At 74.1% G+C, this 13,615-nt stretch carries 13 protein-coding genes; 7 read left to right on the top strand and 6 right to left on the bottom strand.

The genetic code is table 11. The annotated features are described in order from the left end of the window. Positions 1-195: 195 nt before the first annotated feature. The 4 genes from PP1_RS04290 to PP1_RS04275 form a co-directional block, all read right to left on the bottom strand. On the bottom strand, positions 196-963 hold the full coding sequence (locus PP1_RS04290; protein WP_010241636.1) for a ribonucleotide-diphosphate reductase subunit beta: 768 nt from the start codon (positions 961-963) through the stop codon (positions 196-198). Between the two features lie 13 nt (positions 964-976). After that, positions 977-1,198 (bottom strand): rubredoxin, encoded by a 222-nt coding sequence (locus PP1_RS04285; RefSeq protein ID WP_010241637.1) that lies wholly within the window; start codon positions 1,196-1,198, stop codon positions 977-979. Between the two features lie 249 nt (positions 1,199-1,447). After that, positions 1,448-4,066 (bottom strand): ribonuclease HI, encoded by a 2,619-nt coding sequence (gene rnhA / locus PP1_RS04280; protein WP_010241638.1) that lies wholly within the window; start codon positions 4,064-4,066, stop codon positions 1,448-1,450. 18 nt (positions 4,067-4,084) lie between these two features. Beyond that, positions 4,085-4,732 (bottom strand): hypothetical protein, encoded by a 648-nt coding sequence (locus PP1_RS04275; RefSeq protein ID WP_139323859.1) that lies wholly within the window; start codon positions 4,730-4,732, stop codon positions 4,085-4,087. Between the two features lie 663 nt (positions 4,733-5,395). On the opposite strand from PP1_RS04275, the gene PP1_RS04270 reads away from it, so the two are divergent. Then, positions 5,396-5,728, top strand: a complete 333-nt coding sequence (locus tag PP1_RS04270; protein ID WP_010225578.1) for a hypothetical protein — start codon at positions 5,396-5,398, stop codon at positions 5,726-5,728. Here PP1_RS04270 and PP1_RS04265 read toward each other — a convergent pair. Beyond that, entirely contained in the window at positions 5,703-6,158 is a 456-nt protein-coding gene (locus tag PP1_RS04265; RefSeq protein ID WP_010225576.1) for a DUF2000 domain-containing protein, read from the bottom strand. The genes PP1_RS04270 and PP1_RS04265 overlap by 26 nt on opposite strands. A gap of 49 nt (positions 6,159-6,207) precedes the next feature. Here PP1_RS04265 and PP1_RS04260 point away from each other — a divergent pair, with 49 nt between their 5' ends. Further along, positions 6,208-7,038, top strand: a complete 831-nt coding sequence (locus tag PP1_RS04260; RefSeq protein ID WP_010225574.1) for an AraC family transcriptional regulator — start codon at positions 6,208-6,210, stop codon at positions 7,036-7,038. Positions 7,039-7,062: 24 nt separating this feature from the next. On the opposite strand, the gene PP1_RS04255 is transcribed toward PP1_RS04260, so the two are convergent. Next, a complete protein-coding gene (locus PP1_RS04255; RefSeq protein ID WP_010225571.1) occupies positions 7,063-7,737 on the bottom strand; it encodes an MBL fold metallo-hydrolase in 675 nt (224 codons plus the stop codon). A gap of 365 nt (positions 7,738-8,102) precedes the next feature. Here PP1_RS04255 and uvrA point away from each other — a divergent pair, with 365 nt between their 5' ends. From uvrA to PP1_RS04230, 5 genes are all read left to right on the top strand, one after another. Then, complete coding sequence (gene uvrA / locus PP1_RS04250; protein ID WP_050802224.1) at positions 8,103-11,126, top strand: excinuclease ABC subunit UvrA; 3,024 nt, start codon at positions 8,103-8,105, stop codon at positions 11,124-11,126. 319 nt (positions 11,127-11,445) lie between these two features. Further along, entirely contained in the window at positions 11,446-12,018 is a 573-nt protein-coding gene (infC, locus tag PP1_RS04245) for a translation initiation factor IF-3 (protein ID WP_050802223.1), read from the top strand. 96 nt (positions 12,019-12,114) lie between these two features. Further along, entirely contained in the window at positions 12,115-12,309 is a 195-nt protein-coding gene (gene rpmI, locus PP1_RS04240) for a 50S ribosomal protein L35 (RefSeq protein ID WP_010225565.1), read from the top strand. Between the two features lie 72 nt (positions 12,310-12,381). Then, a complete protein-coding gene (gene rplT, locus PP1_RS04235; protein ID WP_010225564.1) occupies positions 12,382-12,765 on the top strand; it encodes a 50S ribosomal protein L20 in 384 nt (127 codons plus the stop codon). A 1-nt stretch (position 12,766) separates the two neighbouring features. Beyond that, positions 12,767-13,609, top strand: a complete 843-nt coding sequence (locus tag PP1_RS04230; RefSeq protein ID WP_010225562.1) for a TrmH family RNA methyltransferase — start codon at positions 12,767-12,769, stop codon at positions 13,607-13,609. The last annotated feature ends 6 nt before the right edge of the window (positions 13,610-13,615 follow it).

Genomic DNA, 13,615 nt, shown 5'->3' with positions numbered 1-13,615 from the left:
GTTCCGGCGAGGCGTCACCGTGGTGCGGGCGCGGGGCCCGGGACAGGGACGGCGCGGGAGGGCAGGAACACGGCGCCGGGCCCGGTGCCCGCAGGTGGCGGCCGTGGCGGCGGACCCGCCACGGGCGGGCGGAAAGACGGCGGCGACCCTGACCTTACGGTCAGGGTCGCCGCCGTTCGTGCCGTCCGGTCGTCGTCACCAGAACTTGATGCCGGCCGCCTTCAGTCGCCGGCGGTGCTGACGCACCGCGGTGTCGATCGCCTCCGGGGTGATCAGGTCGCCCCAGACCTTCGCCGCGTTCTCGCCCTGCTCCAGCAGCGCGTCGGCGTCCTCACGGCCGATGTCGGCGCACTGCACGATCCGGGAGCCGAACCCGATGTGCCACCGCTCGTCGCGCAGGACGAGCTCCATCCCCTTCCGCACCCCCGGCAGCGGGCGGGACAGGCCCTCCAGGGTGTCGAGCATCGCGTGCTGCCCGGCCAGCAGGACGACCCCCTCGATGACCATGTGGTAGAGCCCGACGGCCCCCGTCAATCCGGCCGGGTCCTCGGCCAGCTGCCGCGCGGTGGCCGGCAGGCGGTGCTCGAACAGGTCGACGAGCTCGGCACCGACCTGCGCGCGCAGCACGTCCTGCCGCGCGGCCGGGTTCGCCCCCGGGATCCCGGCGACGTCCGAGGCGACCCGGTCGAAGAAGCGGGCGTGCCGCGCCTCGTCCCGGGCCTGCGCCCGGAACGCCGCCTCCATCGAGTCCTCACGGGCCGCCGCCTGGTAGGAGCCGAGCTGTCCCGCCACCGAGGTCTCGGCGATGCAGAAGCCCGCGATGAGCCCGAGGACCCGCTCGTGCTCCCACTCGGTCAGCGCCGGCCAGGCGGCGCGGTCCTCCGAGAAGTCGATCTCCGTCTCGTCCCACTGCAGCGACGCGGCCAGCGTCACGAAGTGGTCGTAGCTGCCGATCATGGCCATGACCGCACCGTCCTCACAGTCCCGGGAACTCCTCGCCCGGCTCGAGCTCGCGGAAGTCCGACTTCGAGGCGCCGCAGATGGGGCACATCCAGTCGTCCGGGATGTCCTCGAAGGGGGTGCCGGGCTCGATGCCGCTGTCCGGATCGCCCTCGGCCGGGTCGTAGACGAAACCGCACGGTTCGCAGAACCACAGCCGGGCCTGCGCCTCGGCGACCGCCGTCCCGCCGCCGCTCATACGCCGCTCCGGACCGGACCGGACCGGCGCCGCGTGGTGTGTTCGTGCATCGTCATGTGCCTCCCACGGCGTCGTTGCCGTACCACCGGACGACACCGGCCGCGCCGCACGAGGCCGGTCACGGTCGTCCTGTGACCAGGGAGCCACACCACGTGCCGCCCTCGCAAGGTCCACCGCGAAACACGTGTTTCGGGTGATGCGGCCCGTCGCGGTGCCCGGTACCGGCACCGGGTGCACCGGGGGCGGGACTCAGCCGCCGAGGGCCTCGCGCAGGAACCCGACCTGCAGGAGCAGCAGGTTCTCCGCGACGACCTCCTGCGGGGTCATGTGCGTGACCCCCGACAGCGGCAGCACCTGGTGCGGGCGGCCGGCGGCGAGCAGCGCCGAGGACAGGCGCAGCGTGTGCGCGGCGACGACGTTGTCGTCGGCCAGGCCGTGGACGATCATCAGCGGGCGGTGCGGGGCGTCCGCGGTCGGCGGGGTCGCGGCGTCGTCGACGATCGACGACCGGGTGTACGACTCGCCGCCGGGCAGCCCCAGGTAGCGCTCGGTGTAGTGGGTGTCGTACAGCGCCCAGTCGGTGACCGGCGCGCCCGCCACACCCGCGTGGAACACGTCCGGCCTGCGCAGCACCGCGAGCGCGGCCAGGTACCCGCCGAACGACCAGCCGCGGATGCCGACCCGGGTCAGGTCCAGGTCCGGGTACTCGTCGGCGGCCGCCTGCAGCGCCGCGACCTGGTCCTCCAGCACCGGACCCGCGAGGTCGCCGTGGATCGCCCGCTCGAACTCCGGGCCGCGCCCCGGCGAGCCGCGGCCGTCGGTGACGACCACCGCGAAACCCTGCTCGGCGAACCAGCGGCTGGTCAGGTGCGCGTTGCGGGACCGCACGACGCGCTGGGAGTGCGGCCCGCCGTACGGGTCGAGCAGGACCGGGACCTTCGTCCCCGGGACGTGCCCGGACGGCAGGAACACCGCGGTCCGCAGCGCCCGCTCGCCGAACGCGTGCAGCGCGGGCGCGGGGGAAAGGCCCGGCTCGACGGCGTGCCCGGCGACCGGGTGCTCGGTGCCGTCCGCGGTCACCAGCACCGCGTGCGGCGCGGTCACCAGGTCCTGGGAGGTCCGGACCAGGGTGCCGCCCGCCGCGGTCCCCGAGTGCAGGCCGTCGGCGGGGGAGAGCAGGACGGGCGTACCGCCGGGGGCGACCGAGTACAGCGCCACCGACGTCGGGTCGGCCGACGCCCGGAACAGGACGGTCTCGCCGTCGATCCCGAGGACGTCGCGGACCTGCAGGTCCGGTCCGGTGAGGATGGTGTCGCCGTGCACGAGGCGGCGCGCCCCGCCGTCGTCGGTGACCCGGACGAGCGCACCGGACTCCGTGCGGGCCGGCACGCCCGGGACGTTCTCCACCCACACCGGGTCGGTCTGCGAGTGCAGGGTGGTCGTGGTGCCCGTCGCGGGGTCGACGGCGAGGGTGCGCACCTCCCGCTGGTCGCGCGGCTGCACCGAGAGCAGCGGGCCGTGCGCGTCCCACCCGGCGGTGGCGAGGTACTCGTGGGCGCCGGCGTCCCAGCGCACCGGCGTACGGGTGCCGTCGAGGGTCACGATCTCCAGGCCGACGACGGCGTTCGGAGTGCCCGCCGCGGGGTACCGGACCTCGGCCGGGACCCGGTCCGGGTGGGCCGGATCGGCGATGTGCCAGCGGGCGACGGGGGACTCGTCGACCCGGGCGACGAGCAGCGCGTCGCCGTCGGGGGACCACCAGAAGCCGCGGGTGCGGCCCATCTCCTCGGCCGCGGCGAAGTCGGCGAGTCCGTAGGACACGTCGTCGGCGTCGGGCACGGCCGGCCGCGTCGTCGTACCGGTGGCGAGGTCGTGCAGGTGCAGTGCTCGGTCGGCGACGAACGCGACCCGGGAACCGGTGGGGTCGATCCGCGGGTCGACGACGGCCTCCACCGCGCCCACGTCGAGCGGGCGGACCTGCGGGTCCCCGGTGAGCGCGACGGTGAACGGACGCCCGGACAGCGCGAACACGGCCCGCTCGACGGCGGCGTCCACCGTGTACCCGACGACGCCGCCCGCCTGCTCGCGCACCCGCTCCCGGCGGGCGCGCTCCGCGGCGGGCAGGTCCTCCTCGCCCGGCAGGCCCGGGACCTGCGCCGGGTCCACCAGCAGCCGCTCCTCGCCGGTCGCCGCGTCGACCGACCACAGGCACGTCACCGGGTCGGTCCCCGACCGGGTGCGCAGGAACACCGCGCGGGACCCGTCCGGGGCGACGGTGAACCCGCGGGGGACGCCGAGGGAGAACCGTCGGGTGCGGGCGTGCAGGCGGGGGAACGTGTCCGTCACGGGCGTCTCTCCGGGGAGGTCCGGGGTCGAGCCGGACCGTATCCGACGCCCCGTCGCGGCCGTGCGCGCCGGCGCCGCCCGGCCACCGGCCTCCGCGCAGCCCTGCGCCGCCAGCCGGTCGGCGCGCTCGTTCTCCGGGTGCCCCGAGTGGCCCTTCACCCAGAACCAGGTCACGTCGTGCCGCCGGACGGCGGCGTCCAGCTCGCGCCAGAGGTCGTCGTTCTTCACCGGCTCCCCGGCGGCGGTGCGCCAGCCGCGCGTCTTCCAGCGCGGCAGCCACTGGGTGATCCCGTTGCGCACGTAGGTGCTGTCGGTGTGCAGGTGGACGACGCTGTGCCGGGTGAGCGCCTCCAGCGCGCGGATCGGCGCGGTGAGCTCCATCCGGTTGTTCGTCGTGGTCGTGGGCTCCCCGCCGTGCAGCTCCCGCTCGTGTTCGCCGTAACGCAGCACCGCACCCCAGCCACCGGGACCCGGGTTCGGCACGCAGGCACCGTCGGTGAAGATCTCCACGACCACCGTCACGGGCCGCGACGCTAGCCGTCAGTACAGGCGGTACGACGCCCGGGCCGCGCTGAAGCCGTGGCCGGACGCCGCATCACGGCACTCGACACCGGTCCGGCGGCTGACGCAGGTGACGTCGCCGCGTGTCACGTGCGTGTCGTAGCCGAGGGCCGTCCCGTCGGTCGGCGCCGGGACTCCGTCGCAGCTCGCCCGCGCGCCGCCGGCGCGGCCGACGACGAGGCCGGGGTCGGTGCAGCCGTCGGTGCCCTCGGCGGTCCACTGCCGGTTCCGCACGTCGCAGCGCGCCTCGCCGCCGTCGACGCGGCAGGTGATGTTGCCGGTCGGGGAGGTGAAGGCCGCGACGTCGCCGAACGCGGCCGGGTCGGCGGCGGTGCTGCCCGCGACCAGGTCGGCCGGGGCAGGGACGGTCGCGTCCGTCGTCGGTGCACCCACACCGGCGGCGTCCGTCCCGGAGCCGGTCCCCGCGTAGGCGGCGACGACGACGCCGACGGCGAGCGCCAGCGTCGCGCCGACGGCGACCGCGGCGGTCCGGTGCGGCACCGCGGACCGGAGCGTCCCGGTGAACCGCTCGGTGTCGACGGCACGCAGGGCGACGAGGGGGTTCCACCGGCCCGCCTGCCGGTCCTGGTCGTGCTGCGGACGGCCGCCGGGGTACACCTGCGGCACGGGCGCTCCGGGCGGCGGGACCGCAGGCCAGGGCATGGGGGGAGTGCGCGGGCCGGCCGGCGGGCCCTGGACGGGGCCGGTCAGCTCGGTCGCCCCGGGGGCCGGGCCCGCCGGTGCGGCGGGCCCGTGTCCGGCCGGTCCGGCGGTCCCGGGTGCACGCGGACCCGGGACCTGTGGGCGCGGTGGAGCGATCGGTCCGGCGTCGCGGCGCGGGCCGGGGACACCGGCTACCCCGGGGAAGTCGGCCTGCCCGAGGGCGCCCGGCCCGTCCGGCGTCCCCGCCTCACCGGGGCCGCCGGGAACGCCCGCTCCGTCCGGGGCGGCGCGGCGATCGGCGCCGGCGCCGGGCGACGGTGCCGGACGGGGACGCGGCAACGGTGGTCCGTCGAGCACACCGGCGGCCGGATGGCCGTTGCGGCGGTCCTCGGTTCGGTCGTGGGCACGGTCGTCGGCGTGGGGAGCGCTCATCGATCGGGCACGGTAAGTGCACCTCGTGGTCGCGCACAGCGTCCGTTCGGAGCAGTAACGGCGGCCGGTCGTCCTGCAACGATGACCGTGCGTGAACGACAGCGACGGACGTACCGCCGGCACGACCGGAGCCCGTACGCCGCTCGGACGGGCCCGGTCGCCGACGGGGCCCGCGCGTCACGGCATCCTGGCCGGGTGAGCCAGGCCCTCTACGAGATCACCGTGAACGCGCTGCTCGACCGCGACCGCCCGCTCACGGCCGCCGAGTGGGACGCGGCGGCCGCCCGCGTCGGCGGGAACCGGGTGCCGTTGCTGCTCGCCGAGCTGGACGACGCGGGCCTGCTGGACGACGAGCTCCTCCCCGCGGCGGTCCGGCAGGCCTGGGCGGGGGCCGACGACGCCATCGACCGGCTGGGCCCCGCACGCTGGGCCGAGCTGTTCGCGGCGGCCGGGCTCCCCGTCCCGCCCGGCGCGGCGGTCACGGACGAGGCGGCGCCGCGGATCACGGATGGACGCGCGTCCCCTTGACGATCTTGTCGACGGCGTTCCGCGGCCCGTGCACGGCCACACCGACGAGATCGAGCTCCTCGGCCCGGTCGGCGGCGACGACGGCCCGGTTGTCGTCGTCGTTGCCGGTGCCGAACATCGCCGAGGTGTAGATCGCGGCCGGCAGCCCGCGGGTGACGGCCCGGGCCCGGCAGGTCCCGAGCGTCGCGGCGTCGGCCGCCCGGACGATCACCGGGAGGCCGAGTGTGGGGAGGTAGGTGTTGCCGTCGGCGTCGGCGTAGGGGGCGCCGATCAGTTCCGGGACGGCGGTGGCGACGCCGGCGGAGAGGAAGGCGGTCACGTTCGCGACCTGCCAGCCGGCGAGATCGTCGCGGAGCACCACCACGATCTTCGTCGCGGGGCGCTCGACCGGGGCCGGGGCGGGGACGGTCGTCGTGTCGGGTGCGGTCACCCGGCCGATCCTCCGGTGGCGGGCCCGGCGGGTCTTGTACGTTCCTCACATGTCCCGAGCGGAGCGGGCACCGGACGACGTCGTCGCCTGGCGCCCGGAACGGGTCCCCGGGATCGCCGAGGTCCTGCACGCCCGGTTCGGCACGCACCGCTACCCGGTGCACGCGCACGCGACGTGGACGCTGCTGATCGTCGACGACGGTGCCGTCCGCTACGACCTGGACCGGCGGCCGCACGGGACCGAGGAGGCCCCGGTGACGCTGCTGCCCCCGGGCGTCGCGCACGACGGCCGCGCAGCGAGCGGGGCGGGCTTCCGCAAGCGGGTGCTCTACCTCGAGCCCGGGCTGCTCGGGCACCACGGGATCGGGCCCGCCGTCGACCACCCCGGGGTGCGCGACCCGGTGCTGCGCCGTCGCCTCGACGAGCTGCACCGGGTGCTGACCGCGTCCGGGACGGACCTGCACGCGGAGAGCCGGCTGGCACTCGTCACCGAGCGGCTCGCCCGGCACCTCGCCCCCGCCGGGACGCCCGATCCGGGGCCGCCCGGCGACGGCCTCGCCGGGCGGCTGCGCGACCTCCTCGACGCCCGCACGGCGGACGGGATCACCCTCGACGAGGCGGGCCGCCTGCTGCACGCCCATCCCGGTCACCTGGTGCGGGCGTTCTCCCGGCGGTTCGGGCTGCCCCCGCACCGCTACCTGGACGCCCGCCGCGTCGAACGGGCCCGTGGGCTCCTGCTGGACGGCATGGCCCCGGCGACGGCGGCCGTCACCGCCGGGTTCCACGACCAGGCGCACCTGCACCGGCGGTTCGTCCGGCTGCTCGGCGTCACCCCCGGGCGGTACTCCCGGTCACGACCGGGCGCACCGGCGACGCGCTGACGACGACCGGGCGGCCCTCCTGCGTCACCAGCCGCGCGACTTCCACTCCGGCAGGCCCGGGCGCTGCTCGCCGAGCGTCGAGTCGTCGCCGTGGCCGGGGTAGAACCAGGTGTCGTCCGGCAGGGTGTCGAACACGCGGCCCTCGAGATCGGTGAGCAGCTGCGCGTTGTCCTCCGGCGACCAGGTCTTGCCCGGACCGCCCGGGAACAGGCTGTCCCCGGTGAACAGGTGCGGCCGGTCCTCGCCCCGGTAGAGCAGCGCGATCGAGCCCGGCGTGTGCCCACGCAGGTGGATCACCTCGAGCTCCACGGCGCCGAAGACGATCGTGTCGCCGCCCTCGACCAGCTCGTCCATCGGGGCCGGCAGCTCCGGGGCGTCCTGCGGGTGGGCGATCAGCCGCGGCTCGAACATGCCCGCGATCGCGCCCAGCGCCTGCCAGTGGTCGGCGTGCCGGTGCGTGGTGACGAGGTGACGCAGGTCGGGGCGCTCGTCGGTCGCACCGATCAGGTCGGCCAGCCGGGCCGGCTCCGCCGCCGCGTCGATCAGCAGCGCCTCGCTGCTCTCCTTGCAGACCAGGAGGTAGGCGTTGTTGTCCATCTCGCCCACCGAGATCTTGCTGATGCTGAGCTTCTCCAGGTCGCGGCGGATGGCCGCGCCCCCGGGGTCGGTGTGACCGGTGTAGTTCTCCAGGACGTCCACGGCGCGAGGGTATCGGCCGCCCCCGACGATCGCGGTGGGGAGAACCCGCCGGTCGCACCCGCGGGGCCGCTCACGGCTCGAACATGCGTACGAGTATCGTCCCCGGCGTACCGACCGGCGCGTGCCGGGGTGCGTCCACCGAGGAGGGACCGGGCGGAGCCCGGCTCGACGGGTTCTTGTCGGTGGGCCGACCTAGCATCGGAGCCGGACGTGGAGACAGCCCGCACCGGCCGCCGGAGCCCGGTCACGGGAATGTCCCGACCGCCGCGGGCGTCACAACCGGGTCCGGCCCGACGACCCCGCTGTTCCAGGAGGCGCGCATCGTGAGCGACCAGAGCACCGACCGCCGCGAGGCCGGCGACGCCCTGTCACCGGGCGCCCAGCCGGTACCGAGCGGTCCGAAGCTGGTCGTGCGCGGCGCGCGCGAGCACAACCTGCAGGGCGTCGACATCGACCTGCCCCGCGACAGCATGATCGTGTTCACCGGGCTGTCCGGGTCGGGCAAGTCGAGCCTCGCGTTCGACACGATCTTCGCCGAGGGTCAGCGCCGGTACGTCGAGTCGCTGTCGGCCTACGCCCGGCAGTTCCTCGGGCAGATGGACAAGCCCGACGTCGACTTCATCGAGGGCCTCTCCCCGGCGGTCTCGATCGACCAGAAGTCGACCAACCGCAACCCGCGGTCGACGGTCGGCACGATCACCGAGATCCACGACTACCTGCGCCTGCTCTACGCGCGGGCCGGGATCCCGCACTGCCCGCAGTGCGGCGAGCGGATCGCGAAGCAGACGCCGCAGCAGATCGTGGACCAGGTCCTCGAGATGGAGCAGGGCAGCCGCTTCCAGGTGCTCGCCCCGGTCGTCCGGACCCGCAAGGGCGAGTTCGTCGACCTGTTCTCCACCCTGCAGTCGCAGGGCTACTCCCGGGTGCTCGTCGACGGCACCGTGCACCAGCTCGCGGACCCGCCGAAGCTGAAGAAGCAGGAGAAGCACGACATCTCCGTCGTCGTCGACCGGCTGTCGGTCAAGGCGACCGCCAAGCAGCGGCTCACCGACTCGGTGGAGACGGCGCTGCGGCTGGCGGACGGGCTCGTCGTGCTGGACTTCGTCGACCTCCCCGACGACGACGCCGGCCGCGAGCGCCGGTTCTCCGAGAAGATGGCCTGCCCGAACGGGCACACCCTCGCCGTCGACGACCTCGAGCCCCGGACCTTCTCCTTCAACTCGCCCTACGGCGCCTGCCCGGCCTGCGCGGGCCTGGGCATCAAGAAGGAGGTCGACCCGGAGCTGGTCGTCCCCGACCCGGACCTGTCGCTCGGCGACGGCGCGATCGCGCCCTGGTCCGCCGGGCACAACGCCGAGTACTTCGGCCGGCTGCTGTCGGGGTTGTCGACGGCCATCGGTTTCCGGATGGACACCCCGTGGCGCAAGCTGCCGGCCGCCGCGCAGAAGGCGGTGCTGAACGGGAGCGACGACCAGGTCCACGTCCGCTACCGCAACCGGTACGGCCGGGAGCGGTCGTACTACGCGAACTTCGAGGGCGTCATGCCGTTCCTCGAGCGTCGCCTGGAGCAGACCGAGTCGGAGTCGCAGCGCGAGCGCTACGAGGGTTACATGCGCGACATCCCGTGCCCGGCCTGCGGCGGCGCGCGACTGCGGCCCGAGGTCCTGTCGGTCACCATGCCGCACCGTGACCTGGGGGAGCGGTCGATCGCCCAGGTCTCGAACATGTCGGTCGCCGAGTGCTCGCACTTCCTGCAGGGCATGGTGCTCGACGAGCGCCAGACCGTGATCGCCGGTGCGGTGCTCAAGGAGATCCAGGCCAGGCTCGGCTTCCTGCTCGACGTCGGGCTGGAGTACCTGTCGCTGGACCGGGCCGCGGGCACGCTGTCCGGCGGCGAGGCGCAGCGCATCCGGCTGGCCACCCAGATCGGTTCCGGCCTGGTCGGCGTGCTCTACGTGCTCGACGAGCCGTCGATCGGCCTGCACCAGCGCGACAACCGGCGGCTGATCGACACCCTGACCCGGCTGAAGGACCTCGGGAACACGCTGATCGTCGTCGAGCACGACGAGGACACCATCCGGGCCTGCGACTGGGCGGTGGACATCGGCCCGGGTGCCGGTGAGCACGGTGGGCACATCGTGCACTCCGGGCCGGTCGCGGAGCTGGAGTCGCACGACACCTCCCTGACGGGGGCGTACCTGTCCGGCCGGAAGACGATCCCGCTGCCGCAGCGCCGCGAGCTGGACCACGACCGGAAGCTGACCGTCGTCGGCGCGCGGGAGCACAACCTGCGCGGGATCGACGTCGACGTCCCGCTCGGTGGCCTGGTCTCCATCACCGGCGTCTCCGGCTCCGGCAAGTCCACGCTGATCAACGACATCCTGGCCACGGTCCTGGCGAACAAGCTCAACGGCGCCCGGCAGGTCCCGGGCCGGCACACCCGGATCACGGGCGTCGACCAGGTCGACAAGCTGGTGCGGGTCGACCAGTCGCCGATCGGGCGGACCCCGCGCTCCAACCCGGCGACCTACACCGGGGTCTGGGACAAGGTCCGCAAGCTGTTCGCCGCGACCACCGAGGCGAAGGTGCGCGGCTACGCCGAGGGCCGGTTCTCCTTCAACGTCAAGGGCGGCCGCTGCGAGGCGTGCACCGGCGACGGGACGATCAAGATCGAGATGAACTTCCTCCCGGACGTCTACGTCCCGTGCGAGGTCTGCAAGGGCGCCCGGTACAACCGGGAGACGCTCGAGGTGCACTACAAGGGCAAGACCGTGGCCGACGTGCTCGACATGCCGATCGAGGAGGCCGCGGAGTTCTTCGAGCCGATCACCTCGATCAGCCGCTACCTGCGGACCCTGGTCGACGTCGGCCTCGGCTACGTCCGTCTCGGGCAGCCCGCTCCCACGCTGTCCGGGGGTGAGGCACAGCGGGTCAAGCTGGCCTCCGAGCTGCAGAAGCGCAGCAACGGCCGGACCGTCTACATCCTCGACGAGCCGACCACGGGCCTGCACTTCGAGGACATCCGCAAGCTGCTCGCGGTGATCCAGGGGCTCGCCGACAAGGGCAACACGGTGATCGTGATCGAGCACAACCTCGACGTCATCAAGACGTCGGACTGGGTCATCGACATGGGTCCGGAAGGCGGATCCGGTGGTGGCACCGTCGTCGCACAGGGGACACCCGAGCAGGTGGCAGCCGAGCAGGCGAGCCACACGGGCCGGTTCCTGCGCGACCTGGTGACACCAGACGACAGCCCGGCGCCACGTCGTCGCCGCACGGCCCGCAGCCGTACGGCCGACGCCTCGTCGAACGGCGCCACCGGGAGCGGGAGCTCGAACGGCTCGGCCCCGGCGACCCGGCGGCGCAGCCGGGCGACCGCGGCGTCCTGATCCGCGTGCCCGGTCCTCCGGGGACCGGACCGGCGGACGGCGGTCCGACGTCCCCGCGACGCACCGGACGGCGGGCCCGGTTCGGGCATCCGGGCAGCGCCTGCTAGCCTGGGAATGCGACCACCCGGGGCCGCGTTGACTCGTGTGTTCCGGGCGTCAAGTGGAGCCCCGCTCCCACCCGCGCCGTGATCGTAGCGGCGTCCGGGTCCATGGTCCGGCCCTGTGGCGTACGTGTGCCACCCGGCCGATCAACGGGTCTTCGCTTGTCGTCGCCGGCGCACCAGGTAGAAGCGACACAGCGAGTCACACAGGAGACCCCATCAGCACAGAGCCCCGCATCAACGACCGCATCCGCGTGCCCGAGGTCCGCCTCGTCGGCCCGAACGGGGAGCAGGTCGGGATCGTGCGCATCGAGGACGCCCTCCGGCTGGCCCAGGACGCCGATCTCGACCTCGTCGAGGTCGCCGGCCAGGCCCGCCCGCCGGTCTGCAAGCTCATGGACTACGGCAAGTTCAAGTACGAGAGCGCGCAGAAGGCCCGGGAGTCCCGGCGCAACCAGCAGCTCACCGTGATCAAGGAGCAGAAGCTCCGGCCGAAGATCGACAAGCACGACTACGAGACGAAGCGCGGACACGTCCGCCGTTTCCTCGAGGGCGGCAACAAGGTCAAGGTCACGATCATGTTCCGTGGCCGCGAGCAGTCCCGCCCCGAGCTGGGCTACCGGCTGTTGCAGCGTCTTGCCGAGGACATCGGGGACATCGCCGTCGTCGAGGCCGCTCCGAAGCAGGACGGCCGCAACATGACGATGGTCCTGGCGCCAACCAAGAAGCCGGCACCGCGCAAGTCCGCGGCCGCCGCCAGCACCGACGCCCCGGCGGAAGCCGAGGCGTGAGTCCGGCCCGCCCGCCGGTCGCCCGGCGGGTGGGAGGAGACGCAGTACCCGAAACGACCCCCGGGCCGCCGGGGGCCGACACCGAACGGATTCGTCATGCCCAAGAACAAGACGCACAAGGGGACCGCGAAGCGGGTCCGCACCACCGGCAGCGGCAAGCTGATGCGTCAGCAGGCCGGCCTCCGTCACCGGCTGGAGGTCAAGTCCCGCAAGGAGAAGCGTGACCTCTCGGGCACGGTCGACGTGGCCAAGCCGGACGTGAAGCGCGTCAAGAAGCTGCTCGGTCGCTGACTTTCCGCCCCACGAACTTCCGGCGCCGTCCGTCCCCCTCGGCCGGCGCCGAAACCCCCCAGGAGACACACCATGGCACGCGTGAAGCGCGCGGTGAACGCCCAGAAGAAGCGTCGCACCACGCTGGAGTCGGCCGCCGGATACCGCGGACAGCGTTCGCGGCTCTACCGCAAGGCCAAGGAGCAGATGCTCCACTCCATGACCTACTCCTACCGGGACCGTCGCCAGCGCAAGGGCGACTTCCGGCAGCTGTGGATCACCCGCATCAACGCCGCGGCCCGCGCGAACGACATGACGTACAACCGGTTCGTCCAGGGCCTCAAGGCCGCCGGTGTCGAGGTCGACCGCAAGAACCTCGCCGAGATCGCCGTGAGCGACCCGGCCGCGTTCGCCGCGCTGGTCAAGGTCGCGAAGGAGAACCTGCCGGCCGGGACCGAGCAGGGCTCCGCGGCCTGAGGTGACCCGTACCGAGACGCCCGGTACCGAGCGCACCCCGCGCGTCGCAGCCGCCCGCAAGCTGCTGCGACGCCCGGGGCGCGATCGGGCCGGGCGTTTTCTCGTCGAGGGCGCGCAGGCGGTCCGTGAGGCCCTCGACGCCTGCCCCGTGCACGAGCTGTTCGTGACCACGGCGGCCGCGCAGCGACACCCCGAGCTGGTCGAGTCGGCGCGGGAGCGGGGTGCACGCGTCCTGACCGTCACCGACCAGGCGGCGGCCGGCCTGTCCGAGACCGTGACCCCGCAGGGACTGGTCGCGGTCTGCGACCTGCTCGACGTACCGCTCGCGACGGCGCTCGCCGGCAGTCCCGGCTTCGTCACCGTCTGCGCCGGAATCTCCGATCCCGGCAACGTCGGGACCGTGGTCCGGGTGGCGGACGCGGCCGGCTGCGACGCGGTCCTGCTCGCCGGGGACACCGTCGACCCGCACAACGGGAAGGCGGTCCGCGCCTCCACCGGCAGTGTCTTCCACCTCCCGCTGGCGCGTGACCGGGACGCCCAGGGCGTCGTCGCGGCCTGCCGGTCCGCAGGGCTCACCACGCTGGTCGCCGACGGCCGCGGTGAGCTCGACCTGCACGCCCCGGAGGCGGCGCCGATCCTGGCCGGTCCGGTCGCCTGGATCCTCGGCAGCGAGGCGCACGGTCCCGGTCCCGACGTCTTCGCCGCCGCCGACCACCGGGTGCGGGTGCCGATCCATGGCCGCGCCGAGTCGCTGAACCTGGCCACGGCCGCAGCGATCTGCCTGTACGCGACGGTCGGCGCCCGGGCCGGGGCGGCCCCGCGGCCCCCGTCCGCCCGGGACTGACCTGCT

It is taken from the genome of Pseudonocardia sp. P1 (genome assembly GCF_000178675.2).
Lineage (GTDB): Bacteria > Actinomycetota > Actinomycetes > Mycobacteriales > Pseudonocardiaceae > Pseudonocardia.
The sequence above is the reverse complement of the archived record's forward strand: the minus strand, read 5'-3'. Positions and strand labels throughout refer to the sequence as shown.